This window comes from Exiguobacterium aurantiacum DSM 6208, from assembly GCF_000702585.1.
GTDB lineage: Bacteria > Bacillota > Bacilli > Exiguobacteriales > Exiguobacteriaceae > Exiguobacterium > Exiguobacterium aurantiacum.
In genome coordinates, this window is record NZ_JNIQ01000002.1 from 74,491 (window position 1) to 100,295 (window position 25,805).

25 protein-coding genes and 1 pseudogene are annotated in these 25,805 nt (G+C 43.6%); 8 read left to right on the top strand and 18 right to left on the bottom strand.

The features are described 5' to 3' along the window. Positions 1 to 12: 12 nt before the first annotated feature. From P398_RS0115750 to P398_RS0115760, 3 genes are all read right to left on the bottom strand, one after another. Positions 13 to 351, bottom strand: a complete 339-nt coding sequence (locus P398_RS0115750) for an ArsR/SmtB family transcription factor (RefSeq protein ID WP_029336177.1) — start codon at positions 349 to 351, stop codon at positions 13 to 15. 429 nt (positions 352 to 780) lie between these two features. Further along, complete coding sequence (locus tag P398_RS0115755; RefSeq protein WP_029336179.1) at positions 781 to 1,200, bottom strand: disulfide oxidoreductase; 420 nt, start codon at positions 1,198 to 1,200, stop codon at positions 781 to 783. Beyond that, positions 1,197 to 1,871: a thioredoxin domain-containing protein gene (locus P398_RS0115760; protein WP_029336180.1), complete on the bottom strand. Its 675-nt coding sequence runs from the start codon at positions 1,869 to 1,871 to the stop codon at positions 1,197 to 1,199. The genes P398_RS0115755 and P398_RS0115760 overlap by 4 nt, the downstream gene beginning before the upstream one ends. Positions 1,872 to 2,255: 384 nt before the next feature. Between P398_RS0115760 and P398_RS16770 the strand changes: the two genes are divergently transcribed. The 3 genes from P398_RS16770 (at position 2,256) to P398_RS0115775 (ending at position 6,605) form a co-directional block, all read left to right on the top strand. After that, positions 2,256 to 3,797, top strand: coding sequence for an SH3 domain-containing protein (locus tag P398_RS16770; RefSeq protein ID WP_081828362.1), 1,542 nt, complete (start codon positions 2,256 to 2,258; stop codon positions 3,795 to 3,797). Positions 3,798 to 4,104: 307 nt separating this feature from the next. Beyond that, the gene (locus P398_RS0115770; RefSeq protein ID WP_029336183.1) at positions 4,105 to 5,442 is read left to right on the top strand and encodes a murein hydrolase activator EnvC family protein; all 1,338 of its coding nucleotides are present in this window, start codon (positions 4,105 to 4,107) and stop codon (positions 5,440 to 5,442) included. 770 nt (positions 5,443 to 6,212) lie between these two features. Beyond that, a complete protein-coding gene (locus P398_RS0115775) occupies positions 6,213 to 6,605 on the top strand; it encodes a FixH family protein (protein WP_029336184.1) in 393 nt (130 codons plus the stop codon). A 378-nt stretch (positions 6,606 to 6,983) separates the two neighbouring features. Here the strand turns inward: P398_RS0115775 and P398_RS16855 are convergent. From P398_RS16855 to P398_RS0115795, 4 genes and pseudogenes are all read right to left on the bottom strand, one after another. Beyond that, positions 6,984 to 7,112: pseudogene (locus tag P398_RS16855) on the bottom strand (ATP-binding protein); the annotation flags it as partial. Between the two features lie 194 nt (positions 7,113 to 7,306). Then, positions 7,307 to 7,690 (bottom strand): hypothetical protein, encoded by a 384-nt coding sequence (locus P398_RS0115785; RefSeq protein WP_029336185.1) that lies wholly within the window; start codon positions 7,688 to 7,690, stop codon positions 7,307 to 7,309. 152 nt (positions 7,691 to 7,842) lie between these two features. Continuing rightward, the gene (locus P398_RS0115790; RefSeq protein WP_029336186.1) at positions 7,843 to 8,049 is read right to left on the bottom strand and encodes a hypothetical protein; all 207 of its coding nucleotides are present in this window, start codon (positions 8,047 to 8,049) and stop codon (positions 7,843 to 7,845) included. A 390-nt stretch (positions 8,050 to 8,439) separates the two neighbouring features. Next, a complete protein-coding gene (locus P398_RS0115795) occupies positions 8,440 to 8,895 on the bottom strand; it encodes a JAB domain-containing protein (RefSeq protein ID WP_034799670.1) in 456 nt (151 codons plus the stop codon). 371 nt (positions 8,896 to 9,266) lie between these two features. On the opposite strand from P398_RS0115795, the gene P398_RS0115800 reads away from it, so the two are divergent. Then, entirely contained in the window at positions 9,267 to 9,608 is a 342-nt protein-coding gene (locus P398_RS0115800) for a YolD-like family protein (RefSeq protein WP_029336188.1), read from the top strand. A gap of 333 nt (positions 9,609 to 9,941) precedes the next feature. Further along, positions 9,942 to 10,853, top strand: coding sequence for an STM4504/CBY_0614 family protein (locus P398_RS16475; RefSeq protein WP_029336189.1), 912 nt, complete (start codon positions 9,942 to 9,944; stop codon positions 10,851 to 10,853). 270 nt (positions 10,854 to 11,123) lie between these two features. Here the strand turns inward: P398_RS16475 and P398_RS0115810 are convergent, their stop codons facing one another. From P398_RS0115810 to P398_RS0115820, 3 genes are read right to left on the bottom strand one after another with little or no spacing between them, the layout of a single operon-like run. Beyond that, positions 11,124 to 14,291, bottom strand: coding sequence for a type I restriction endonuclease subunit R, EcoR124 family (locus tag P398_RS0115810; RefSeq protein WP_029336190.1), 3,168 nt, complete (start codon positions 14,289 to 14,291; stop codon positions 11,124 to 11,126). Between the two features lie 24 nt (positions 14,292 to 14,315). Then, positions 14,316 to 15,530 (bottom strand): restriction endonuclease subunit S, encoded by a 1,215-nt coding sequence (locus tag P398_RS17100; RefSeq protein ID WP_029336191.1) that lies wholly within the window; start codon positions 15,528 to 15,530, stop codon positions 14,316 to 14,318. Further along, positions 15,520 to 17,112 (bottom strand): type I restriction-modification system subunit M, encoded by a 1,593-nt coding sequence (locus tag P398_RS0115820; protein ID WP_029336192.1) that lies wholly within the window; start codon positions 17,110 to 17,112, stop codon positions 15,520 to 15,522. Before P398_RS0115820 ends, P398_RS17100 begins: the two co-directional genes overlap by 11 nt. A 263-nt stretch (positions 17,113 to 17,375) precedes the next feature. Here P398_RS0115820 and P398_RS0115825 point away from each other — a divergent pair, with 263 nt between their 5' ends. The 3 genes from P398_RS0115825 to P398_RS0115835 all read left to right on the top strand — a co-directional run bounded on the left by P398_RS0115825 (position 17,376) and on the right by P398_RS0115835 (position 19,747). After that, on the top strand, positions 17,376 to 17,861 hold the full coding sequence (locus P398_RS0115825; RefSeq protein ID WP_029336194.1) for a hypothetical protein: 486 nt from the start codon (positions 17,376 to 17,378) through the stop codon (positions 17,859 to 17,861). Positions 17,862 to 17,911: 50 nt separating this feature from the next. Beyond that, entirely contained in the window at positions 17,912 to 18,730 is an 819-nt protein-coding gene (locus P398_RS0115830) for a hypothetical protein (protein WP_029336195.1), read from the top strand. Positions 18,731 to 19,138: 408 nt separating this feature from the next. Continuing rightward, positions 19,139 to 19,747 carry a hypothetical protein gene (locus P398_RS0115835; RefSeq protein ID WP_152548633.1) on the top strand — a complete coding sequence of 203 codons (609 nt, stop codon included), beginning with the start codon at positions 19,139 to 19,141 and terminating at the stop codon, positions 19,745 to 19,747. 79 nt (positions 19,748 to 19,826) lie between these two features. On the opposite strand, the gene P398_RS0115840 is transcribed toward P398_RS0115835, so the two are convergent. From P398_RS0115840 to P398_RS0115875, 8 genes are all read right to left on the bottom strand, one after another. Further along, positions 19,827 to 20,441, bottom strand: a complete 615-nt coding sequence (locus tag P398_RS0115840) for a hypothetical protein (RefSeq protein WP_029336197.1) — start codon at positions 20,439 to 20,441, stop codon at positions 19,827 to 19,829. Then, complete coding sequence (locus tag P398_RS0115845; RefSeq protein ID WP_029336198.1) at positions 20,434 to 21,177, bottom strand: ImmA/IrrE family metallo-endopeptidase; 744 nt, start codon at positions 21,175 to 21,177, stop codon at positions 20,434 to 20,436. Before P398_RS0115845 ends, P398_RS0115840 begins: the two co-directional genes overlap by 8 nt. Further along, positions 21,177 to 21,509, bottom strand: coding sequence for a helix-turn-helix domain-containing protein (locus P398_RS0115850; RefSeq protein WP_029336200.1), 333 nt, complete (start codon positions 21,507 to 21,509; stop codon positions 21,177 to 21,179). The genes P398_RS0115845 and P398_RS0115850 overlap by 1 nt, the downstream gene beginning before the upstream one ends. Positions 21,510 to 21,712: 203 nt before the next feature. Beyond that, positions 21,713 to 22,543, bottom strand: a complete 831-nt coding sequence (locus P398_RS0115855; RefSeq protein WP_029336201.1) for a hypothetical protein — start codon at positions 22,541 to 22,543, stop codon at positions 21,713 to 21,715. Next, complete coding sequence (locus tag P398_RS0115860; RefSeq protein WP_029336202.1) at positions 22,544 to 23,353, bottom strand: hypothetical protein; 810 nt, start codon at positions 23,351 to 23,353, stop codon at positions 22,544 to 22,546. Next, complete coding sequence (locus P398_RS0115865) at positions 23,350 to 24,126, bottom strand: ParA family protein (protein WP_029336203.1); 777 nt, start codon at positions 24,124 to 24,126, stop codon at positions 23,350 to 23,352. Before P398_RS0115865 ends, P398_RS0115860 begins: the two co-directional genes overlap by 4 nt. Next, the gene (locus P398_RS0115870) at positions 24,123 to 24,812 is read right to left on the bottom strand and encodes a hypothetical protein (protein ID WP_029336204.1); all 690 of its coding nucleotides are present in this window, start codon (positions 24,810 to 24,812) and stop codon (positions 24,123 to 24,125) included. The genes P398_RS0115865 and P398_RS0115870 overlap by 4 nt, the downstream gene beginning before the upstream one ends. Further along, positions 24,809 to 25,591: a ParA family protein gene (locus P398_RS0115875; protein WP_029336205.1), complete on the bottom strand. Its 783-nt coding sequence runs from the start codon at positions 25,589 to 25,591 to the stop codon at positions 24,809 to 24,811. Before P398_RS0115875 ends, P398_RS0115870 begins: the two co-directional genes overlap by 4 nt. Between the last annotated feature and the right edge of the window lie 214 nt (positions 25,592 to 25,805).

Consider the following 25,805-nt stretch of genomic DNA (forward strand, 5'->3'; position numbering starts at 1 on the left):
TCCTTACTATATTTAGTGGTGTTTCGCATGCTCAATCGCCTGTCTTAGTAAGTTCATGACATGGTGATCATCTTCTGAATAAAATAGAGTAGTTCCTTCTCTTCTAAACTTGACAAGTCGAAGATTTTTTAAAAAACGTAGCTGATGAGACACGTTTGATTGACTTAAGTTAAGAAGATCAGCTATTCCGTTGACCGAATGTTCCTTTGTGCATAGCAGGGTTAATATTTTAATTCTTGTCGGGTCACTAAGTGCCTTGAACGTCTGAGATACAATAAATAGAGTCTCATCGTCAATCTGCGCCCCTATTTCTATTTCATTTTCTGTAGTATCTTCAATCGGTTCATCCATAAGTCAGTACCTCCGCTCATGATAACTATACATGTTAATATGTTCATATGTTCATGTATAACTTATTAAACTTTTGCTGTGCCGTCAACACTTAATTTAAAAAACATTTATTCTATCAGCTCTACATACTTGAAGATTTGAGATACTTTCTCTGGTTTTGCGATTATTTCTTATTTTTAGCCATACAAAAACTACCTATTAGAGAGCTAGTTAGATCTCATACTCGATAGGTAGTCACGCTTTTTCAAAAAAACAATATAGTACACTAACGTTTTAAGAAAAACGTCAATTGAATTATTTACTGGGTATTGTCTAATCTATTTTCCAACTTCAAAAAGCTTTTCATGTTTTTCTAAATCAAAGCTGTTTTTTAGTAAGCATACCAATTTGATACAATTAGTTCTTCATTTTTCAAATCCAAATCAAAAACTACTGTTTGGTACTGATTCGTCCAAGAATGACTGTAATCAGAAAAAAGGCGGTCAACGCTAAAAACGGAATTGTGATAAAACCCATCCAGTCAATGTACTGTGCATTACAGGAAACTCCTTGTTCACATGGTCTGACTTCCGAAAAGCCGGGCACCTTTTGTACAAGATAGTGGTAAAAAGAGATACAGAATCCGATTATTGATAAAGGGAGAACATAAAATTTGATTGAGCTATCTTCTCTGAAAACTGCAATTGCAAGAATCAAAGCTATTGGGTACATAAAGATTCGTTGAATCCAACAGAGTTCACAAGGTATAAAACCACGAATTTCGCTAAAATATAGACTTCCAAGTACTGCAGTAATTGAAACAACCCAGGCGAGGTACAGTCCATATCGATTTATTACTGAAGCGCTCATTGGGTTAGCTCCTTTTCAATTTGTTTTTTTATAGAGGTATAGTCGAATGGATTTTCAAGGATGACCCCATTAACTGCAATCGTCGGGGTCAGCGTAACATTGTATTTTTCTACGAGCGCCGCATCCATTTTAACTGATTCTAATCTAGAAGAACGACTTGATAGGTCTTCTCTAAATTTATTTAAATCTAGAGAAGGGACAGTCTTCGTCGCAATCTCTTCCATTTTCTCCACCGTAACCCATGGATCATCGTGTATTTGAACGTCAGGTTGAGCTTCATAAATAGCTTTGTGAAATTGCCAAAATGATTCTGGGTGATTTTTGTAAACAGATTCTGATGCAAGGGCAGCTAAAGTGGACTCATCTCCGTGAAACAAAACATTAATGTAACTAAAGGAAGCTTTCCCACTTTCAATGTAATCTTTTACAAGTTGAGGATAGATTGTTTCACCCCACTCTTTACACGAAGGGCATTTATAGTCTCCGAATTCTACAATTGATATCGGCGCTTCCTTTTTACCTATTGTAGGTTGATTATTAACTGATATCTTTTCATCTTGAACAATTTTAGTCTTTGATTTTTCGGAACTTTGATCATTTAAAAATAAAAAAGCTAAGACTGCAATTACTAATACGGATGTAAAAATAGTCAATAGTTGATTAGTTTTCAAAACAATTCACCTCTTTTATAAATTCGTTATTTCTTTTATCAGAATTATAGCTAAAAATACTAGAGTATCCTTAGTTTTTCAACATTGAATCCATGGACTTCTAAAAACGAAATCTATGAGTCAAACAAGTTACATTCTAACACATTCATGCAACTAAACTTTTATGCAGATGAAAGGAGGGCCAATTTATTTCTTAAAATACGTCTATTCCCCTTAATAATAGTGCATTTTAAAACAGGGCAAGAAAACTTTTAACTGTAGATAGACGAAAGCCAATAATCGTTGCATAGAATGACTAATATTTAAAGGATAAGTACCATACAGATAGTAAAAAACCATTCATGGGTCTTTACAACCAAAAAAACTACATATGAGGAGTCTATTATGAAGTCTAAACATAAATTTCGAATAAGCTTAGTAATTTCCTTGGCTTTATTAACTTCTTTTTTCTATCCCTTTAAGCTTTTAACTAGTGTTAACGTCCTAAACGTCGTACATGCAGAGGAATCTCTATTCATAACAACTGAAAATTTGAATTTGCGTTCCTCGTTCTCTTCAAAAAGCAAAGTCCTTTTGACGATTCCAAAAGGAAAAACCATTAAGAAGATAGGTGTATATGGAGAAGATAAATCCTGGTTTAAAGTTTCATTTAATTCAAAAATCGGTTATGTCTCAACGAAGTACGTGACGCCAAAACCTATACCTAAAAATTCAGTCAGTTCAATAAACACAATATATAAAACTAAAACGTCACTAAATCTGCGTAAGGGCCCATCTGTCAAATCACCCGTTTTAATGACTATCCCAAAGTCCAGCCCACTAATGTACCATGCTGCCTCAGGCCCTTGGTATAAAGTATCATACAATGGGACTCAAGGCTATGTGGCAAGTCAGTATGTAACCATATCGCCCTCGGCTATGAAGTCACGAAGTAAGCAAACGACCGAGATTCGCTCAAGCATGTCTTTAGTGAACTCAAAGGTCCTTATTACGATTCCAGCATCTACTGAAGTGACTGTACTAGGAAAATCGGGCACAACGGGTTCTTGGTTAAAAGTTATGTATAACGGTATTACAGGATTCACACCTGCTCGACATTATATAGTGCAAGTGGCACCGGGGGATTCTTTATCCACTTATCCAACATATATTACTATCGAAAATCTTAATTTACGTAACCAAGCGAGTCGTTACGGATCTATTTTGACAACAATTCCCTCAGGCACTTCGATTTCTGTCATATCGAAAAGCGCCAGTTGGTACAAGGTGCGATATAACAATCAAGTCGGTTACGTATCATCTGGTTTTGTGCAACCATTTACCGGAAAAACTCCTATAAAATCACCGGTGATTCCAGCTAACAAACACGTGATTTTAATTGACGCTGGACACGGTGGGGGAGATGCTGGTGCAGTGACTTCAAACGGTACAGTTCAAGAAAAAGTACTCACCCTAAACATTGCTAATCGTGTGGCCGACGAACTAAAGAAAAACTATGAGCTTTATGAAGTGAAACTAACGCGCTCAAATGATAGATACTTGTCACTTGTTGAGCGGACCAATCTATCAGAAAGGCTTGATGCTGACGCTTTCATAAGCGTCCACATTAATTCTTCACCTTCTTTCGCTACAGGTCATGAAGCACTCGTCCCTACTTCTAGCGCGTACACCACAAATCCATATGCGAACGCTAGCCGCAGATTAGGTGAAGTAATTAATCAAGAAATCGCCATGAACGTTCCAGATTTTAAAAATCGAGGCGTTAAGCGACAAGATGTCTATGTGGTAGGAAGAAACACGGTACCTTCTACTCTCATCGAATATGGCTTTATTGCTAACTCAGTAGATCGCTCCTATATGTCGGGAAGTAACATGATCAAAGCAACCGCCAAAGGAATTGATAAATTTATGAAGAGTTACTACTAAATAAACACCAAACAAATACTAACAAACGATTTGACCACTGAATTTGAGACAAAATGTCCTAAATTCAGTGGTCATCATTCATTTCCTCATCAAAATGGCATTATAAGTATTTCTCTTGATATACTCGAATGACAATAAACTCAAAAGAACAACTGACATAGAAATGAAAAGAAATAGAAATATAGATGGTGAAGTAATATTGATACAATGATTCCGGTTCGAGTTTTAATCATGATACGAATACTTTTATCCAGCAACGCATTTTTTATAATAGAGATAAGTTACGGAGGCAACAACATTGTTTACCATGAAAAAAATTATAGCTTCAACTTTACTTGGTGTTATGTTAGTTCAAAGCGCATCCCCTTCTTACGCTTTAAACTTGACTGAAAAACAAAAAAATATCCAGCAGAAGCAAGCGCAAAATTCTACAGAGCAACGTAAAGCTAATACGTCAATTCAGCAGCGTGAACAAGATATCACACTCGAAGAACAGAAACTGAATGACTTGGAATCCGAGTTACAGGATATTATCAATGAGGTCACCCAGAAGAAGGCTGAAATTCGGACAACCCAAAAGAAAATTGCTCAGATTCAAACTCAAATTAAAGAATTCCAGAAAAAAATGAGCTCTCAAAAGACATTGATGGAAGAACGCATGGTCACGATGCAAAAAAACGGTGGTTCTTCTATAAACTGGGCTGAATTTATTTTTGGTTCAAAAGACTTTGGTGATCTGGTTTCACGCATGATCACCGCAGGGACGATTCAAGAAAATGATCAAGAACTTTTCAAAGAATATCAATCAACAAAAAATAAGCTTCAAATTGCTAAAGCTGAATTGGACACTGAAAAAGATAAGCTTATTAGTCAAAAAGAAGAGCTAGAGAATAGTCAGAAAAAATTGAACGGCAAAATTAAAGTGCGGGCTGCTCAAATAAAAAAATTAGAGGCCGAAAAAATCCAGTTCACATCTAAATTGGTAAGCTTGCAACAAATGGAATCGACGCTTCAAGAACAAGAAAAATCAATTCAAGCAGAGATTGAAGCCCAAAGGCTTGAAGAACAAGCTAAAATTCGTACCAAAGAGGCTGCGCGTAAAGCTGCAGAAGCAAAAAGTGCCGAAAAAAATGAAATCAGCGAGAATAAAGCCTCTCTCGAAAAATCACCAAACTCTGAGAAAGTGGTAAACACTTCAAAGACTACGGATTCACTCGCTTCTCCAACAAGTGGCGGAGTTTTTCAACGTCCAACCTCAGGTATCGTAACCCAAGGATGGGGTCCAGCAGGCGGGGCCAATGGCTACAGCTTCCATAATGCACTAGATACAGCTGGACCAGTAGGAACTCCTATTATGGCTGCTCAAACAGGAACTGTAACTCGAGCAGGCTGGGGTGGACCTTATGGAAATCATGTCATCATTACGCATGTCATAGGCGGTCAAGTTTGGACTACCCTTTATGCTCACATGAGCTCATTGTCCGTTTCCGCCGGACAACGTGTGACCCGAGGACAGAACATCGGTGCGATGGGGAGTACCGGAAATTCGACCGGTTCTCATTTACACTTTGAAGTCCATCGAGGAAACTATTCGTACTCAGCTACAAGTGCAGGGAATACAGTCAACCCATCCCAATTTTTCTGAATTTCAGAGGCGAAATTGTTTAACACTATATAATTACTTCAGTAAATCACTTAATATTTAGACCACAGAATATTAGATGCCCCGTAAAAGTTGGACCTGATAATCTAATTTTTATGGGGCGATTTTTATGTCCGAAAGCTTTTAAAGTCTCGGTGACCAAACGCTAACTGACTCGCAAGAAAAACTTCAGAAAGTTAGGATGAGCTTTCGTTCGTGCCCCCACCCCCCTACGAGTGCCTGGGGAATACAATCTCAGGTGCGACATACACATTCACTATGTAGATATTAAAAACGATATGGATGGGTAGACAATCTTTAATCGATTCAATCTTGAAGTACAGACTCTTCTCTCCTTTGATGACCTTCAACTGGCAATATACGTCGAGACGAACCTTAGGTTACTAAGGCCGTGTCTAACGGTCGATGATAAATTTACGGATATGAAGGTCCAAATTCAAACCTAGGTTGTCGAAGTCACCAGATGATCTATTTCATGATCCAACTTTTTGGATTAAGTTCAATTAATATCTTTTGAACTTAATATATAAAATTGAACTTAATATATAAAATGTACATTTCTTTATTTTTTATATAGAAAAGTAAACCAATCGAGCATACGACGCTCTATAAAGTCTTGAACCTTAAAAGTGACATGGGGTCTATGCTCGATAGCTAATAAGATTGCATGATCAGGTCACTTTTAATGTAATAATCAATACATCACATTTTCGTGTATGTTAATATTAAATCGTTTAAAGGAGAGAAAAAAGATGGCAAGGTTTTTTTCACTGTTGATTGTTTTGTTAGTATTATCTGGTTGTGGAAGTACAGTAAGCAATAATGGACCTGAAGTGATTCCAGAATTAATTGATGTACAATTTAAAACAGATCCTGAAATAGTAAAAGCAAACGAAGTTATTGAACTTATAGCAACTGTTTCTCAAGGAAACGAGAAAGTAGACGATGCGGATAAAGTTGAATTCGAGATATGGAAAGAAGGCCAAGAGGAAAGCCAACACGAAAAAATTGAAGCCAATTATCAACAAGACGGACTGTATGTAATTTCTTATATTTTTGAAGAGCCCGGTAAATACTTTATATATTCACATACGACAGCAAGAAGCTATCATTCTATGCCCAAAAACGAAATATTAGTAAAATAATAAATTTTAATTATTACAATTAATAATATAGACGAGCTAATCCATGATGAAAAAACTCGTTTTTATTGAATCGCGCGACAACATCAACCTTGTGATATATGCTCGAAAAATACCAATTTTATGATATATCCTTTCCGCTCCAATGTCTGACACGTCCATTCCGTCGCTCCACCTTGGAAACTACCATCAGTTGTATGCTTATATGTAGGAATATAAACGCGAGTCAAATAGAGTCACATTGCTCAAACGCATCCTCAAAAACTCGAAGGATGCGTTTTTTGTCCTGCTGAGTATTGCGGATACAGAGAGCCACTAGTGCGGACGACTGAGCGAGTCAATATGAAGAAAAAGGCCATCGACTCATCGATGGCCAAGATCTTAGCTTATCCCTAGCCCGTGGTGTTCCCTCATTGAGGTTTCGCCATCGACCAGGATTTTATAGGAGTCGTGTACGATCCTGTCGAGAATTGCGTCCGCGATTTGGGCCTGTCCTAGATTCGAATGCCACTCCGCGTGGCGTTAGACGCGCCCACGCTCTTGCTTTTGATTTTACCTTACGCTCCGTGCCTCCCGTTAGAAAGGGCCAGGAACATAGAGATGCGGCGGTGAGCCAGCAGCTCTTGTTATCGGGCCGTCAGGGGGGCAGCGGTGCGATGAGCGACTTCGCCATCAGGCGTTAGACGCTCACGCATGAGCCCGGATCACCATTCTTTCTCCCATGCCCCGTCTTCAGACACGCCCCAATCCTCGAACCGATACTTGATGAGCCAATGCACATGCATCACTTCATATTCGAATACACCCTTGGATAGCTCTGAGACGACGAAACTGACGTCCCCATCCGCCACCACCCATGTCCCATATAGATACACAATCTTGGTCGGACGCTCCTCTGCATCCAGATAGATCACTACGCGGAAGTAAGGCGAGTTCCGTCCTTCATCGAACCGGACGACCTTCTCGACGCAATGTTCCCTGTCGACGACACGCATCCACTCGGGATGTTCCATCAGTTCCGAGAACACGGTCCGGACGAACGGATCCAATCCCCCAAACGCATAGTCATCAAGCAACCCCTCGTCCATCACGTCTCCCCCCTTCCGGTTTTCTATAGAACGATTCCCCGTCCAGAGTCAGTTCAGTCCTTGTTCATGAACCTACAGAAATGAAGACTTTTAAAATTTGTATATATGTATACAAATCTACATGTATACGTGTATACAATCGTTCCTTTTTCTTATGTACGACGATTCCGTCGGAGCATATTCGTATTGAAAAAAACGGTGAGGTGGGTCAAGCGTTCTCCTTCCTTCACATCACAAAGCAGATCCATGCTCACAAGTTTTAAGTCGTCAAAATCTTCTTGAAGCCGGTCAGGAAGGCGTCGAAGTAATACCTCCGTCATCTCGTCCATCGTCTGTTGGTCTAGTTGGTAACTGTCCATCTGAATCTTCCTCTCCTGTTGATAGCCTCATGATACCTCGCATCCAAGCAGGCAACATCTCGCCTAATTTCACGTAAGCCCTGGTGTTGTTTCAAACAAGCCCTAGGGCTTGTTTAGAAAACATGCTCATTTTCAATAAACAAACCGTGTTTTCACTTCTGTCATTTCATCAAATAGTCTTCTTACGAGACAGACCAAAACAACGTCCAATCTTCACACACGAACCATCTCGTTTTCGTCATGCGAAAACGGACCTTTTCCCGGATCCCGCTCTATGGATCCAGGCGAGAGCAACGCGAGTCGCCCTCTCGTCAAAGAAAAACGCACGTTTTTCGTCCTTGCCCTTACCGGACGGACCGGGACCGGTCCCCCGGCCCCACTCCCTTCCGTTCAACCCATGTAACCCCGCTGTTTCATGCTGACGTACGACTCGTCCGCACCGAGGATGAGATGGTCGAGCACCGGGATGCCGATGAGGTCACCCGCCTCATGTAACCGTTCGGAGACGAGTATGTCCTCCCGGCTCGGGGTCGGGTCCCCGCTCGGATGCTGATGACAGACGATGAGACACGAGGCGTTGTTCAGGATGGCGCATTTAAAGACCTCCCGCGGGTGGACGACGCTCGAGTTGACGCTCCCGACATGCGCCCGGTGGACGCCGATGACCCGGTTCTTCGTGTTGAGCATGATGACGAGGAACACTTCACGGTCGTCGTCGCCGATGAACGATGACCCGATTTGTCGGGCACTGTCCGGCGAGTGGATGATGGCGTGCTCGAGGGCGACCATTTCCTCGCGAACCTCTTGCTTGATACGAATGACCTCGATGATGGCGGATAGTTCCATGATGATTTGTCCCCTTTCGGATAAGCTGTCCTCAGAACGAACACCGTTGTGCGTCCTGTTGACGGGAACGAAGCGAGCGTCGGGAGACGGTGCAAGGGCGACCGCAGGGAGAGCCTCAAAAAAATGCGTAGAGCGCACATAGGACCTGGCTTCCGTAGCCAACGAGCGAAAAGCCTTGCTTTGAGCCAAAAGCGAAGGAAGACGGGCCGGAGGGCGCGTCATTTTTTTGACGTCCCTTGCACCGACGACCAGCGAGCTAGAGTACGGAAACAGGACGCACGGATTACCAATCACGAAAAAGGCTGTTCAAACGGGACAAATCGGGTATAAGATAAGAACAAACGTTCGTTTTATTGAGAGGGGTAATTATTATGACGATGTATCGCGATCGGGGCGAATTGAAATGGATCCCATTCCTCATGCCCGAGCACAAGGCGCTGCTGACGAAGTACTATAAGGAAATCCAAAAGATCGAGATGCCAGATATCGATGAACAGGTCCTATCGGTCTATGAGAATGTGCTGAACGACGCGATCTTCAGCGGAGATTTGGTAGAGGTAAAATATGTGGAGAAGCGGGAGATGAAACGATTCAAGGGTTTTGTGCACCGGACGAACTATATGGAGCGGACCGTCGAGCTGGCCAATCAGCGGGACGGAATCATTCATGTACCGTTCGAGGCAATCATCCACGTGGAACAATCGATGGACTAACGCCCTGGCGGTTGCTGACGAAAAATCCTTTGCTGCTTTTATAGATGTATCAGTTAAAACAATAGAATCAGGAATTAAAGGCAATGTACCAGCCAAAAGTTGCAGTACGTCAATATCTTCAAATCATAAAAAGAATAAGTCGTTCACGTTTAGATATATTTTGGGTATTATAAGGTTCTTTTTTTATATAAGTCAATTGTCGTATACTGGAAACAGAGAATGTAACGATTGCTTTCGTCATTTTGTAATCACCTTCAGAAATTATTAGAGCATTCTTCTTTATACGAGAAAACTTACTACGAACTATGAAAAATAAATAATGGGGGAAAAGACATGCTCTTTTCAAAGCGAAACAACCAAAAAGAAATTGAGATATTTCCTTATGACAATACTCTACCCGACCGTCTTCGAAAGCAAATCTATCATTTATTGGTGGATGTTTATCAGATTGAAACTGGTCATGGTTATAACACATCATCCAACGCATTGTACCGTTTAAACCAACCTATGCTATTTGCAGAAGTTCGACAATACATTTGTGCTGAACATGGTCTTCTTGATTTTTCTGATGCTCCTGGTTGCGGAAGCGATCCCAGTAATTCTATTCAATCCTGTATAATGTTCTTATTAGATTGCAAAGAAAGTGACTGGGTCGTCGATATGATTGAGCTACTCTTTAAAATCGCTGTTGATTACCGTTTAGCTGGACCCAAAACGATTGAGACCTTGAACATGAGATTCCGAGAGAACGGAGTCGGACTAGAATTTGTGGAGGACCAATTCATCAAAATTGACTCTACCTTACTCCATATGGAGGCAATTAAGCCAGCACTCCTACTCATGCATAACGCCCAATTCGCAGGACCTTTGGATGAATATTTAGAGGCACATGGACAATACCGTGACGGTGACAATAAAGCTGCCATCACTTCCGCCGCCAAGGCGTTCGAGAGCACGATGAAAACCATTTGCCAAGCCAATGGGTGGTCGACAGGAAAGGGAACAGCCGCCGCACTCATTCAGACACTTTTCGACAATGCGTTCCTTCCAAGCTATTATCAAACCCAGCTTACCTCACTTCGGGCGACGCTGGATGGACTGCCAACAGTCAGAAACAATAACACAGGACACGGTCAGGGGGCGACGATTGTCAATACCCCGGATTACCTGACCCAATACGCTCTCAACCTAGCTGGGGCGAACATAACCTTTTTGATTAAAATATATAACGAATCTCAGAAATAGACTGATTATCTCAAGCTTAAATCAATTATGTACCTTCATCATCGTGACCTTATCAATTAGAACTCAAAAAGGAGTATTCATCATGAAAACATGTTTACAAGTGCAAAAATCAAGATAGTTTTTTACAAGTCATCACTCTATTAGTCATGTTTCATTTTTTGTCAAACGAGACTGTTGAGTGGCTTGCTAGAGCACAGGAATTGGGCAGTTTATTTGATTTCAAACACAAAAAGTCACAAGACCGTATCCTGGTCTTGTGACTTTGTTTTTTTAGCGAAGCTCTTGGCTGAGCGGGATAACTGTTTGATCTAACGTGGTTCGCCACTCTCGCTTCATCGACGGACCATACTTCAAGGGCATAGCCCCGGGATTGGCTTCCTTGTAACTTGCGAAATCTTTACTGTTGATAATACCGCCGATGTTTGGAATCGGGTCAGCACCGATATTGTATTGAACGGCAGAGGCGTATAGTTCCCTCTCCTCGACAAACCAGAGCTCAGCAAAATCACGGACGGCTTGTTCGTAGGCGCCTGTGAAATAGCCTCGTTTCAGTGTGAAGATGTCATCTTCCTCGATCTCGCCGCCATCAATCGCATTTAAAATCGAACGGTATACTTCTTTAACGACCTCAGACTTGTTCAACTTCTGGAGCGCCTTCTCGATTTCAGAACGGACGTCGGCATTATTGGCCGAATAGGTGCCGAGTAACTTGTCGATATAGCTCGAGTCGACATCATAGAGCCTCGCAGTATTGTCCCCAAAGAACTCGATATCCGAGAAATCAGGCGTGTTGTCCGGGTCTCCATCGTCAGGGTCAGGCTTTTCCAGTAATGAGCCTTTGACCGTATTGTAACTGCCGACGAAATCCTCGACCGTCTTCACTTGGTCCTGGAGGGTCTTCGATTTCTCCATATCATCGTTATACTCGTCGTAGGTGACGAGTGCCTCGAAAGCGTTGCTCAGCTCCTGGAATGCCTTGACGTACTCGACTCGCTCCTCTAACGTCGAGTGTTCATCAATCTCACCAGGCTCGGCAGCCAATTCAAGCAGCGCCTTATGCGCTTTCTTGAATCGCTTCTTCGACTCCTCGTACGTCGGATAGACGAGGCTCGAATCGTCGTTCTCGTTCGAATAGAGGCGGGTCGCATCCTGGACGTTCTTCTCCATGAGGGCGGGCTTCCGAAACGTCACGATCAATCCTTTCGTCTTTCCCGGGAAGGTCCGGTTCGTTCGGGAGAACGCCTGGATCAGGTTCGCATAGCTCAGGTTCCGGTCGACGAAGAGCGTCTGGATGGTCGGCGCATCGAAGCCGGTGAGCAGTCGGTCGACGACGATGACGAGGTCGATCTGGTTCCCGAACTCCTTGAACTCGGCCTTCTTGCGCGCGAGACGGTTGTTGATGTCCCCGTTGTAGCGCTCGATGTCCTCGATTGACCATGCCGTCCCGTAATAAGTGTTATAGTCACGGATGACCTGTCGCATCTCGTCCTCGACCTGCTTCGAGTTGTCTTCGTTCTCCTGCATCGAGTACGTGATGGCGATGCGTGGGAAGTCCGGGTCCTCGATGGTGCGTCCCTTCCGGATTGGATGTCCCGCGAACTCGTTCGTCATCCAGTCCGGGTCCTGCTTCATCGCCTGGATGGCCTGATAATACCGTTTCGCCATCGCGATCGAGCTCGTCGTCAGAATCGCTGACTTCTGTGGGCGCCCATTCTTGAAGTCGAACTTCGTGTAGGCGTTGTCCGGGCGGAACATCTTATGGATGACCTTCTGGATATGCTCGTCCCGCTCGTACAGGTCGTTCGGGATATGCTTCTCCTTCTCCATCGCGTCCATCTGGTCGATGAGCTCGTTCAACTCGTTGTCGGAAAGGTCGGCATGCCTCTCGTCCTGACGGAGGATGCTGAAGATGCGGTTGTTCAGCGAGGTCGGTTCGATCGTGTCCTCATGTTCGACCTGGAAGCCGAGCACGGCCCCGTCCTCGAGCGCGTTCTTGATCGTGTACGAATGGAGCAGCTCCCCATACTGCTCACGGGTCGTGCGGGCGAGCTGCCCTTGCGCCTGCTTCTTGTTCTCGTTGAAGATCGGCGTGCCGGTGAACCCGAACCAGGTCGAGTTCGGGAAGAAGCCTTTGATGGCCCCCATCCCTTCCGCACTAAGCGCCCGGTGACACTCATCGACCACGAAGACGATATGTTGCCCGATGAGTTTTTGGAAGCGGTGTGCGCCCTTCTCCTCTTCCTGCTTCTGTGCAATCCGGAGGGCCGCCTCGAGCTTCTGACGCGTCGTGATTATGACCGTGTTCGAGTTCGTGTCGGACAGGAGCGTCTCGCTCAGCTTCTTCGAGCTCGACGTCCCGACGATCAAACTGTTGGCTGCGGCGTTCCCCGACGAGATGCCGGTGTTGAACTCCGAGGCGAACTTCGTGAACTCGCTCGTCGTCTGGCTGTCGAGGTCCTTCCGGTCGATCAACATGATGGTCCGGTCGACCCCGGGCTTCCGAGCGAGGAGTTTCGTCGACACGAAGCTCGTCAAGGTCTTTCCGGACCCGGTCGCGTGCCAGACGAATCCCGACTCATGTCGCGCTGCCGACGCAAAAAGTGCCTCGATGGCATGGATCTGATACGGATGAAGAACCATGAGCGCCTTGTTGTCCTGGTCCTCGCTGACGATCGTGTAGTTAGCAATCAAGCGGTGCGCGTCCGGAATGTTCAACATCTGTTTCACGAACTCGTACAAGTTATCGACTTTCCGGTTGTCGGTCGTACGCCAACTGAAGACGAACTTCCGATGCATGTCCTTTGGGAGCGCGTTCGCGAAGTAGCGCGTCGTCTGTTCGTTCGAGATAACGAACAGTTGGAGCGTCGAGAAGATGTTGTTTCGGAACAGACCCTCTTCCGCATACTTCTTGATCTGGTTGTGCGCCTGGTACACCCCGTCCTTCGCCGTCACCTTCTTCAACTCGATTTGGACGATCGGGAGGCCGTTGATGAGGAGCGTCACATCGAAACGACGGTCACGCCCGTCCTCGTCCACCTTCTGTTTGGCAATCTGATGGACGACCTCATACGTCGAGATGCCGCCCCCGATGTCGCGGTTCGAGTAGAGGATGAGTGACATCGAGCCAAGCGAAGTGTCTTCCCGCTCGATGGTGATGCGGGCGATGCCGTTCTCCCCTTTCAACCAGCGTGCCGCATCGAACGGTGTCTGCGTCTTCGAGAGGAGCTCCGTCTTGATGGTATCGAACTCCTTGTTTGTGATCGGATGTTCCCCAACCTCTGATAAGTTGTTGCGCGTGATCTTATGACGGAGGTTGTCCCAGAGGTCTGCCTCCGATTTCAAGTCCGGTCGATAGTTCCATTGGTTGTGCCCTTCCCCGAGCACCTCGATCAGTCGATGTTCGACCGCAAGTTCATCACTATGTGTCGTCTTCACCACGATTCTCCTTTTCGTCCCATTTGTTTATATGAACATTTTCTGCAGAAAGCCCTTTTTCGTTTCCTTCAAGGCTTCAACTTCTTTTTCTTTCAACTCGATAACCTCATCCAGTTGTCTGAAAAAATCGCCGATTTTGATCTGTTCTTCTATTGAAGGAACCATAACTGAATAATTCTCTAAATTATTTTTATTCAAATTTCCTATAGCACCATTTCCACCTGAAACATGAACTTTAATAAATCGGTCATACCATTCAGTACTCATTAAAGTATTTACAAAATACGGTGTTTTTGCTGAAGCAATTAACATAAATCCTCCGTGCACAGTCGGTTGATCCAATTTTTTTATCAAAGCATGCTTTCCTACTAGGTTACTCGATCCATTTGCAGAGGTAATAAGTATTTCATTTTCTTTGGCATAATCAATATTCACAGCTTCCTGCTTAACAAACACGTCATCATTTTTTAAGATAAATGAATCTCCTTTAATGTTTGAAGACCTAAGTACTCTCACTCCTGTTTTATCAACATCTTTTGGTTTATAAGTTAAACCTCTTCTGATTTTAGCTAGATTTTTGAACTTCATTTCTTTCCAATTTTCCTTGTATCCACTTAGTCTTATTTCAGGAATAAGTTGTCCTTTTTTAGGAAACATCTTTTGCAAGAAACCTTGTTTCGTTTGTTTGAGGGCTTCAAGTTCTTGCTGATGAAGAGAAATCGTATCGTCTAAGCTTTTAAAGAATGAACCGATTTTCTTTTGTTCTTCTAATGAAGGCAGGTTAATATTTGTTGACAGAACGTTCTCATTATATAGTCGCTTAATTGTACTACCTTCGAGACCACTCCACTTAACAACCTGATAAAATTGATATAGAAATGAGTTATCTAAAGGCTCTTTATGTGCATTAAACCAAATAATATTAGAGTCTTGAAAATAAGCATCTTCTCCATCGTAGATAACTGTTCTACCGATTGTACCGGAAGCTGATAATAGTATATCCCCTACCTTGGGATATATATATTTTTCTTTATATTCTTCATATGTTTCTCTAGAAATATATGAATCTGCTATTTTACCGAAAGTACCGATTTTATAGAATGGTATCTCACCCTGTGCAGTAGTCTGCTCTTTAAATATCCTTTTACACATGGCTACAGACCCAAGTTCTTTAAAAGTCTTTGCTTTCCATTCATGTTCATACTCTCTAAACCTTAAAATCGGAGTCAACTTACTTTCCATCCTTGAACACCTCTAACGCCCCTTGAATCCATTCGTTTTCTTTTTGTCCATATTTAAGCGACGAAATCATCTCAAATAGACTCGCTTCCAGCTCCGCTTTCTTCTCACGGACTGCTTTTAACTCGCTCCCGATTGCTGCCAAATCGATTTGTTCTTCCTCTTCAAACATATCGACATATCTCGGGATATTGAGGTTAAAATCATTTTCTTTGATTTCATCGAAACTTGCGACGTAAGCATATTTTTCAACAGTTTCTCTCATTTTATACGTTTCAACAATGCGTTCTATATGTTCAGTCGAAAGTTTGTTCTGATTCTTGCCTTTGATGAAATCTTTACTCGCATCGATGAAGAGTACATCGCGTGCCTCTCGATTCTTCTTCAAGATGACGACCGTGGTCGGAATCGATGTTCCGAAGAACATGTTTCCTGGCAACCCGATGACCGCATCTATACTACCGTCTTCCAATAACTTCTTACGGATGACCCCTTCAGCCGCCCCACGGAACAAGATACCGTGTGGCAAAACGATTGCCATCGTTCCTGAGTCTTTCAAATGATAAAAACCATGAAGTAGGAAGGCGAAGTCTGCTTTCGTCTTCGGTGCCAACTTGCCGTATCGGTTAAAGCGTGAATCATCAAGGAAAGTAGATTCCGCTGACCAATCAGCAGAATACGGAGGGTTCATTAGGACGGAGTCGAACGTATATGGCTCATCTGTCGGCCAATCCTTGTTCAAGGTGTCCCCGTTCCGTAGGCGCATGTCTTCACTATCAACACCATGAAGAATCAAGTTCATCTTCGCCAAGTTGAACGTCGTCGTGTTCAGCTCTTGTCCGTGATACTTCACGCTGTCCGGATAGTTCAGGTAGTTTCGGACGTTCAACATGAGCGAGCCGGAACCCATCGTCGGGTCGAAGACACTGAAGAGTTTCTTATCTTCTTGTCCAATGGTGACGATGCGTGCCATCATATCCGATACCTGATGAGGTGTATAGAATTCCCCCGCTTTTTTCCCGGCCTCTGAGGCGAATTGGCTGATTAGGAACTCGTATGCGTCCCCAATGACATCGCCGCCATAACCTACTAAATCGACATACGCCAATTTCTTCAATACTTCCGTGATGGTGATATTCCGTTGCTGGTCATCCGAACCGAGTTTCTTCGACTTCAGGTCAACGTCATCGAACAGGCCGTTGAACTGCTCATACTTTGAGGCCAACTCAACGAACGCCTTGTTGAGGTCATTCAATTGGAAGATATTTTGCTGTGCTTGTTCTGCGAGAACGTTGAAGAGGTACTTTGGTTCAATGTCATAACCGAGCACATCGACGAGTGTCTCAATCAAGTCGTCCTTGATGTCGTCATCCACCAATAATTCAATGTAGAGTGCTGTCTGCTTCTTCTGCGTATCGTAGTCTTCAAGCGAAGCATCTGCGCTCACAACGACTTTCTCGAGCAACTTGTCTGAGAGATATTTATAGAAGATGAGGCCTAATAAGTAGTTTTTGTATTCTGAGGCGTCCATTTTGCTGCGAAGGTTGTCCGCTGCGCTGAAAAGTTTTTGGTTCAATGCTGACATGTCTATTTCTCCTGTCTAATATTCGAAGTTTAGTGATAAAAAATTATTCCACACTAAGAATTATAACGTTTCTACTAGACTTCCGAAAGCAGAGCCTTACCCAATATTTTACACACCATTTCGTTTAATCCAACTTATAATAGAGAATACTCATGAATTAGTCATTCTGGGTCGCTACCTCCTATGTTCTATACAAATATACAACTCGCAATTTCAACTGATTTTCTCATGATTTTAAACTTACGTAATTAGGAGGAATTAGGATGCACAAAAAAGATGATTCTCTCGACAAGAAGGAATTTCAGGAGTCAGAGTTAAAGAACAAACGTCGTCAGTCTTTAGCTTTAGAGCCAACCATTCCGCTTAGTGAATTAACACTAACAGACCCTATCATGAAAGTGACGCTATGGATCGGGAGTTTTGGCGTTTATAACGAGTCCATTTTGACTTTTCATTCGAACGGTTTCGTTAAACGAGAACTCTTGATCCTTCAAACGTTTGGCGAGGAACAACGGATAGAATCCGGTTGGTACAACCAGGATGACTCTGCAAAAGTCTTAAAGAAATTCAATTCTTTTAAGACGCATCTCTGGCCGGAGTTGTTCGTAGAAACAGAAACAATCACTCACGATGGGACCCAGTGGAAGTTGGAGGTCTGTAAGAAGGGGGAGGAGACTAGTTCCTATAGCGGTAGCAATGCTTACCCGCCGAAGTGGAGGTCCCTCAAAAAATTGTTCGGCCACTATTGACGTCCAATCGTTTGTTGACCAGCCCTTACAGGAAGGTGTGAGGATGCCACATGGGAAAGAAACGAAAACCAATCCGCAAAGTCATCAAATATGCCCCTAAACTTGTTTTAGAGTCTGCTGTGTCACTCGGTCATTACGGAGCCCTTGCTTTTGAGATAGCAACCAATCCAATCAAACTTCTCTCAGTCAATTTTTCCGATGAACTCGCAAAGTCTCCCTACGTGAAATACCGGCGCCGCTTCATGGACTATTTCGCATGGAAACTGTATTCGGAGGGCGATATGACCCTCGAGAACATGTCCTGGCTCATGGGAGAGTTCAAGACACGCGATGATGTCGTCAAACTGTTCATCGCCCGTGCCAAAGAGATTTCGGAGACCAATCACTCTTATCAGGCGACCACTCTATTGGCCATCTACTCTGCTAAAGTTTTTGCCCGGCCAGAACTCGCCGCAAGTAGTGAGTCCGCTTTCTTCTTGCATCTTCTGTCACAAGTGAATGACAACGACCTTCGCCATTTTGAACTCATCTATGACCACGCGGCTGCTCTCGAGCATAAATTTACTCCACTTTACGCTTGTGACGCCTATTATCAATCAATAGGTAATCCAGTCTTTCAACAACTTCCCCCTCAAGAACGGGAGGCTGCTCTCTTGGCGAGGCTAAGCGACGACCCGGAATTCGTATCGTTTTACACGAGTACAGACAAGCTGACATTCCTGGGTGTATTGATGCAGCGTTCGTTCAGTTTTGGAAGCATCGGACATACTCAAATCTCATTGAACCCGTATAGCAATACGTTAAAAGAACTATTAGAAGAGTCTCGGTTGTTGGAAGAGTCCTTGATGCGTTCATCGAGACCTTCGTAACCTCGAGCCCGAACCGAATAGTCTCGATAATTACGCATCTTGATCAATCAAAAGTTTTTATATACAGAGTACTTACTGTATGGTCATATCTAATCAAAAGTGACGAGAACACTTTGAAATGTATACATTTCGACGTCGAAACGGATTAGGCTTGTCAGTAATGCCTCGTCTTGTGTTTACGTAGTAAATACGCGAAAATGGAAGTGAGATGAATGTGAGTCCATATGCGTTCAAACGAGAAATCTATCAAATGGTAAAGTGGTGAATGCTGTGCAGTCGAATGAAACCAAAGTGACCTCTTTTCGAGTCTCCCAAGAGGTAAAAGAACATATCCAGCGATTGTCGGAACAGCGGCAACTGTCTACAAATCAATTGTTTGAAGAACTGATCACCTTGGCTGATAAACAGGTGCCAGATCCATTGATCAGTGAGGAGAACGATGCTCTCCAGGCGGCATTGAATCAGGTGCTAGCCCTTTTCAATGAACGTGCCACGAGGCTTGAGCTTCAAACAAAGGAACACGAACGGATCCGTTCGCGCTATCAAAAGACGATTCATGACCTTGAGCAAAGCATCATCATAGAGTCGGAACAGCTCAAAGAGGACTATGAGCGTCAAGTCGCGGCCCACGACCAGGAATTAATTCCACTTCAACATCAAGTGGAGCTTCTGTTCGCCGAGAAACAGAACGCTCAGGACGCCCTCGAGACCGAACGTGCTTCTTTCAAAGAGGAACTGAAGGCCCAGAAGAAGTTGGTTTTTAACTTAGAAGAAGACGTCAAGAAGCTCGAGCAAGATCGCAGTCAGCTCAATCGGCAAAACCAGAACCTGATGGACACGCTTGACGAGTTGAAGGCACGAACGCGACGAAGCGACCAACTCGAAGAGGAGAACCAAAAACTTCATTTGGAAGTGCAGCTCCTCCGTCGTGAAAAAGAGGCGTTCGAGAACCGGTTACAGGAACAGATCGAGCTCGCCGTCCTTCGGGAGCGAAACAAGCTATCGGATAGTAAATAACATGAAGAAAAGTACCCAATACACGTCATACATCGACGCGGCTTGGGTACTTTTTTGTCTTGATGATGCAACATCGTATTCATATCTCATCAATGTGTTGATCGAGCACAATTAAATCATGGGGACGAATCGTCTTGAAAAACTTTCGAATCTGGCTCCTCTTCACGACTTCATAACGCTTCAAATGTATACAGAAATCCATGAAGGTATGCTGACGAATGAGTATTTCCTGTTCCTCTTGGTTTACGATGTAAAGTTCAGCGTCATTGATGACTTCTCGTATGTCCGCGTCATCGCTACATATCAAGCCAGCACTGATCAACCTCGCGGCAGCAAGGCTATGAATCTCACCCAGGTCGCTCGTATGTTTGAGTGGCCGTCCTTCTCGGATTTTCTTTTCGTCCAGTTGTTGGAACGCAAGGCGGACTTCTGTCAGATAAACGAGATAAAGGTCATAGAGGTCATCCGTCGCAATCGATGCTTCCGATTCAGGATCGAACAACACCCACGTCCCGTTGTTGATGAACGCGTCGACCTTGTCTCTTACCGAAGATGTCTTCAGTTCATTCAACACCTCCACATGGATAAGGACTTGTCCATACAGGCTGTTGATCCAATCAAAGACGTCGGCTTGTCGAAAGCTTGCCGCATGAATGATGATGTTCGCATCGATGAACACCGGCTCCTTAATCATGGGGCACGTCCTCTTGTAGACGACTGATTTCATCTTCTTGTAACGTTTTAGCCAGATCTGGTCGATAGACGGAGAGTTTGTTCGCAGCGTTCAATCGTGTCAATCGTTCTTCTTCCACTGCCTTGACGACCACTTGTTCATAGGCCACAAATGAATCGAAGCGTTGGGCTTGATCCAATGGGCTCGGGGCAATCCCGAGACGGTTCCGTTCTTCGCGCCAATCGGCTTCCTGTTCACTCAAGTCAGCGAATCGGTAATTGAGTTCTCGGAGTCGTCGGACGACCGAGATGTATGGGACTTGGGCCATATCTGCCAAATAGATGATGGCGGACTTCGTATCATAGCCGTCCTTCAGTTTCTCCCACACTTCTTTGGTCGTACCCTTCGGCAACATGATCGCAGCTGCGAAACGGTCAGCCGCCCGCTCGTGATCGAACCCATCGACTTGCCATTCGCTCGCTTCAGACAAGTGCCATAGTTCATGGGCCGCGGTAAAGTAACGCATACGTAGCGGTTGGTAGGAGTTCAATGCAATGAACTCTTCTCCAGACATATGCTTGATTGCGACACCGTAATACGAGTCGTCCTCGACATATTGAAAAATGAGGTTTGCTCGTTTGGCCAATACCTGTTCGATATAAGCACCAATGAAGACTTGGCTATCAATGACTTGCTCTAAAAAGTCGGCTGCAAACGCTTCTGCCGTGTCTTCCGCAAATTTTGTAGTTGGCTTCATTATAAATCACCCTTGAGACCGACATAATCCTCTATCGCAAATTTCAGACGCTCAAGCTCCATTTTGGACCGTCGATTTGAGAGTGTCCCGCGCAACTCGACCGTCATGCGCTCTTCTCTCATTGGAGCATCAGTTGTCAATTCGTTGACCGATACACTTAATGCCTTCGCGATTGCAACGATCCGTTGTGGTTGGATGACACGGCTCTCATTTAACATATGACCGACCAGTGCCTTGCTGACCCCGATTTCTTGGGCCAACCATTGTTGCGACTTTTGATTACCCTGTAGCCATGTTTTTATATTGTTCACGATGATTGTATTTGAGTTCATGATGACACCTTCCTTCTAATACGATTATACTCTTCTTTGTATTAGTCTACAAACTAATCGAATAAAATTGTAGTCGAATTCGATACTATGTATCCGTTGGAGTCTAATATTTATTCGATATAAAAAGACACCATTCTTTTTTTAGTAAGTTGTGGTGTCATGTATAAGTAACTTATTCGATTGTTTTACCTGTAATTTATAATTCAACCGATTTTCCTATCAGGGAAAGTCTCTTGATCGATATATATGATAAAAATCAAACAAGCAAGATGAAGCGATAAAATTACCAACGAATCTAATAATTCATCAATTTTATTTGTAGAGGCTACATACAAAGATATGATCCCACCTCCACCTATGAAAATGATTAATAACACTTTCCTCCAGTTTTTAATACGAGGCTTTTTAAATAGGGAGCGCAAGATGATTCCTATTAAACTAAACAAGAGAAGAGCAATCAACAGTATTGAAACGACCGCAAAGAAGTCGAGCATTTGTATATTACCTAACCAAACCATCATGCATAGACTCATGAAGCTCATAAGTAACATCCATAGTAAAAAGGCAAAAAATGCAGGACGAACAAAGCTGAGAGTCAGCCGATATAGGTCTTCTAGATCTCTTAGAAAACCTCCTGGAACAGTACTACCTTTTAGATTAAGTAGGCGTCTGATTTCTATGTTTATAACAGACATTACGTCTTGATAGTTAATACTTTTCTCATTAATCCAATAGAATGACTTTGTGGCAATCTGACTGTCCCCGACTTGACTCAGTTTATATAACGCGTCATTTAATTCTTCTCTATCCATAGTGTCCTTGTTAAGACTTCGATGTACAGAAAATAGAGCATCCAATTGATCATTGTATGCAGTCAAGTTTCGTTCTTCTTTCATATCGAAGTATTTTTTCAATGTTGAAAAAAGATAGAAAAATATAATCATCATTACAACGAAAGTAAATAACTCCAAATAAGGGAGTTTGTAATTTTTTCCTAACTCTTTAAGAAATATAGAAATTAAATTGTTTAACATTTAATCTTGGTAACCCTTTAGATACTGGTCCAAGGCCCGTTTAATGATTTCATCTTCAGAGACATGCTCTTTTTTAGCGGCTTGAGTCAACCCGACATATAAAGGATCCGTTAAATCAGCAAAGCGAATCTGGACACGCATTGGTTTCACAGAGTTAGTTTCGACTTCGAGCACGCGTTGTTCCTGACGTTCGATTAACATCCGCTTCACTTCTCGGAGTTCTTCACGTGTCATTTCGTACACCGTCTTGTCTCCTGAAGCTGTGTAGTACTTCTTATTCTCAAGTAACGCGAGCTTCGGATCTTCTGGCCACGACAACAACTCAGCAAGTTTCGTCGCGCTAAAATCTTGCTCGAGCGTCTTTTCTAAGATGTTCGGACCGAAGGTGTTCCAAAATGACACGAAGCGGCTGACTTGTGGTTGGGACATTCCAATTCTATTTAAGAAGTCTTTCCACGTTCCTTGTTCTTTTTGGAACTCTTTTTTTGTTTCTGGATCCCGGAATAGACTGTTCGCATGGGCAAGAATACGACACTTTTCGACAAAGCTAGTCGCTTGAATCGCATCGATGTGGTTGTAATATTGAACAATTCCGTCCATATCCTCAGGAAGCTTCTTCGTGATGATACGTGACAACCCCGTCGCCGGCAGGGCCTGATAAGGGTTCGTCACAGTCGTTGTCGCAGAGAATTCTTTCACGGCCTCGACTTGTTCCGTACGGCTATCCGTCGCTTGTTGATTCTGATTCACCGGAAGGTTGGCACTAAATGTCGAAATCTTCGGTGTATGTTTCTTACGGTTGCGTGTCATAACGAAAGGACCTCCTGAGCAAGTTGTAGATAGGCATCGGTTGCTGGGCTCTTGTGGTCAATGACCGGACGAGACTCCCGTTGGAGTGTCTGTACCTTCACCGCGTAAGGGATCGTCGTCAAAACCGGAATACCAACTTCTTTTCCGAGTTCTTCAAGTTCCTCGACTGTCGTGACATCCCCTTTTGAGCGAGCGCTCACCATCGTCGGGATGAACGCTGCGATATGGATGTCTTCCCGGAACCGCTTCATCTCTTCAAGCTCTTCTGGAGCCGAGTAGACAGCGTCCATCGAGAACTTCTGCATCTGGACAGGCATCACGATTCGATCCTGGGCGACGAGTGCGCAGCGAGCATACGGGTTAAGCGCTGAAGTCGATCCTGGACAATCGATTAAGCAGATATCAAACAACTCGTCAATCTTAGAGAGTTCTTCACTGAGTCGATACTCATACCCAATTTGGCTCGTCAAGTCACTTGGCGAAGCCGAACGTCTGGTTGGCACAAGATAGACGGTACCTGTCTCATACTCGCATGTCACAATGACCTGTTCGATTGGTGTGTAGAATGGGTCATTCTCTTCTAGTAGACAATCGAGTAAGACTTTTCCTTCGTAATCGTTCGTGAGACCGAGTCCATTCGTCGAAGAGGCCTGATCGTCCGCGTCGATGACGAGGACACGTAATCCATCACGAGCATAAGCATGAGCCAAGTTTATGGTCGTCGTCGACTTTCCAACTCCGCCCTTTCGATTGTACAATGCGATTTTCTTCATGATTCGTCTCCTCGATTCTCGTCTGTGACGTCAATGGTATTGTCATTCACTGTCCGCTCGATAATTTCCGTCAATAGCTCACTCACACTCCGATTTTGGGCATGCGCATACTGTTGGAATTGATCGGACAGCTCGGTCGGGATTCTTGCTGAAAGAACGGCAGATGGTTTCTTTGTTTTTTGAAACGGGCTGACTTTGACCTGTTGCATAGGCTCACGGGTCTTACGGGCCTCACGGATTTGTTTGACCGTCAATTCGTCGACACCTCGAGACTCGCCATCGATATACAGTCCCTGTTCGACGACTTCCTCGACATTGTCGAGATACATCAGTTCAAACAGTTTAGAAGCCGGTAACCTTGCAAGTGATGCTTCAAGTGGATGTAACGTCTCATAGGCTTTGATATACCGGGATGCGAGAGAACTTGACATCGATACGGCCTCGAGGAAACCGATCCATTCTTTTTTGTCATGCATCTCAGAACGAGCGATAACGAGACGCTTCCCAATCTCAAATACAGAAATCGTTTGAACTTTTGAGAGCTCGTTGATTTCATGAACCAGGTCCTCGACTTCTTTCGATACTGGAAGTTTTTGAACGAGTGTACTGATATTCGTCAAACCGCTCTGATACGGATGCTGCTCACTCGGCTTGATTTTATGAATGTTACGATTCCGTGCCTTCATGATGTCTCACCTGCCTGTTCAACGACTTGCTTAGCCAATAGTCGAAACGGTTCAGCAAGTACCTTCGATTCCTTGGAGCGGTACTGAATGACACTCTTTCCACTATCGGCAGCTTTCTCGATGAATGTGGAGCGCTTGATCATCGGAAGAATGTCTAACCCCTCTTCCTTCGCGATAACTTCCATCGCTTCATAATACTCTTTATCTGCCTTTAAAGAAGCATCCATGGCGACGGGAAGAATACCTGTGATGACAAGGTCCGGGTTATAGAACTTTTTCACTTTTTGTACGGTACGGACCGTACTCGCAAGTTGGTCGAACACGAGCTTTTTCGGCATGAACGGGATGACCGTCATGTTTGACGTCGAAAGCACGACTTTCGAGAGTTCGTTAATTGATGGAACCGAATCTAAGATGATCCAATCAAACTCATCCTCAAGCGGTGCAATCATGTCCTTTAATAAATAGAGCTTGTCTTGCTCGGAAATCAAATTGATCAACCTGGCATTTCGTTCATTCGAAGGGAGAAGACTCACATGATACGTTTTATCATCAAACAGGACTTCTTTGATATCGAGATTGCGTGTATGTACATCAAACATCGTCATGTACTTGATTGTGTCAGACTCTTTTAACATCAGTTTACTGAGCGAGCCTTGAGGATCTAAATCAATGATCAAGACACGTTGTCCTAGCTCACCTAATGCGTAAGCCATATTCAAAGAACAGGTCGTCTTCCCTGATCCACCTTTCGATATGTAAAACGTGAGTATGTTCATCTTCTCTCCCCTTTCTATCTCATATCATGTCATAATCTTATTTTCCTTACAACATAAAAACGAGTATAAACCGAATAAATATCAATTTAATTTGTATACATTGAAAATAAGTCATTGTATACGATGCTTACTAGCCGATAAATCATGTATACGTTTCGACGTCGAATTGTATACATCTGTTTATGAGTAGCTTTGTCAGAAACTGATTGAACAA

Excerpts from the sequence above, each read along its gene's own strand:
- P398_RS0115790 (WP_029336186.1), bottom strand. The coding sequence starts at position 8,049 with ATGGACAGTTACCAACTAGACCAACAGACGATGGACGAGATGACGGAG.
- P398_RS0115785 (WP_029336185.1), bottom strand. The coding sequence starts at position 7,690 with ATGGACGAGGGGTTGCTTGATGACTATGCGTTTGGGGGATTGGATCCG.
- P398_RS16475 (WP_029336189.1), top strand. The coding sequence starts at position 9,942 with ATGCTCTTTTCAAAGCGAAACAACCAAAAAGAAATTGAGATATTTCCT.
- P398_RS0115770 (WP_029336183.1), top strand. The coding sequence starts at position 4,105 with ATGAAAAAAATTATAGCTTCAACTTTACTTGGTGTTATGTTAGTTCAA.
- P398_RS0115795 (WP_034799670.1), bottom strand. The coding sequence starts at position 8,895 with ATGGAACTATCCGCCATCATCGAGGTCATTCGTATCAAGCAAGAGGTT.
- P398_RS0115825 (WP_029336194.1), top strand. The coding sequence starts at position 17,376 with ATGCACAAAAAAGATGATTCTCTCGACAAGAAGGAATTTCAGGAGTCA.
- P398_RS0115850 (WP_029336200.1), bottom strand. The coding sequence starts at position 21,509 with ATGAACTCAAATACAATCATCGTGAACAATATAAAAACATGGCTACAG.
- P398_RS0115800 (WP_029336188.1), top strand. The coding sequence starts at position 9,267 with ATGACGATGTATCGCGATCGGGGCGAATTGAAATGGATCCCATTCCTC.
- P398_RS0115855 (WP_029336201.1), bottom strand. The coding sequence starts at position 22,543 with ATGTTAAACAATTTAATTTCTATATTTCTTAAAGAGTTAGGAAAAAAT.
- P398_RS0115865 (WP_029336203.1), bottom strand. The coding sequence starts at position 24,126 with ATGAAGAAAATCGCATTGTACAATCGAAAGGGCGGAGTTGGAAAGTCG.
- P398_RS0115875 (WP_029336205.1), bottom strand. The coding sequence starts at position 25,591 with ATGAACATACTCACGTTTTACATATCGAAAGGTGGATCAGGGAAGACG.
- P398_RS0115820 (WP_029336192.1), bottom strand. The coding sequence starts at position 17,112 with ATGTCAGCATTGAACCAAAAACTTTTCAGCGCAGCGGACAACCTTCGC.
- P398_RS0115775 (WP_029336184.1), top strand. The coding sequence starts at position 6,213 with ATGGCAAGGTTTTTTTCACTGTTGATTGTTTTGTTAGTATTATCTGGT.
- P398_RS16770 (WP_081828362.1), top strand. The coding sequence starts at position 2,256 with ATGAAGTCTAAACATAAATTTCGAATAAGCTTAGTAATTTCCTTGGCT.
- P398_RS0115750 (WP_029336177.1), bottom strand. The coding sequence starts at position 351 with ATGGATGAACCGATTGAAGATACTACAGAAAATGAAATAGAAATAGGG.
- P398_RS0115860 (WP_029336202.1), bottom strand. The coding sequence starts at position 23,353 with ATGACACGCAACCGTAAGAAACATACACCGAAGATTTCGACATTTAGT.
- P398_RS0115830 (WP_029336195.1), top strand. The coding sequence starts at position 17,912 with ATGGGAAAGAAACGAAAACCAATCCGCAAAGTCATCAAATATGCCCCT.
- P398_RS0115840 (WP_029336197.1), bottom strand. The coding sequence starts at position 20,441 with ATGATTAAGGAGCCGGTGTTCATCGATGCGAACATCATCATTCATGCG.
- P398_RS0115870 (WP_029336204.1), bottom strand. The coding sequence starts at position 24,812 with ATGAAGGCACGGAATCGTAACATTCATAAAATCAAGCCGAGTGAGCAG.
- P398_RS17100 (WP_029336191.1), bottom strand. The coding sequence starts at position 15,530 with ATGGAAAGTAAGTTGACTCCGATTTTAAGGTTTAGAGAGTATGAACAT.
- P398_RS0115755 (WP_029336179.1), bottom strand. The coding sequence starts at position 1,200 with ATGAGCGCTTCAGTAATAAATCGATATGGACTGTACCTCGCCTGGGTT.
- P398_RS0115845 (WP_029336198.1), bottom strand. The coding sequence starts at position 21,177 with ATGAAGCCAACTACAAAATTTGCGGAAGACACGGCAGAAGCGTTTGCA.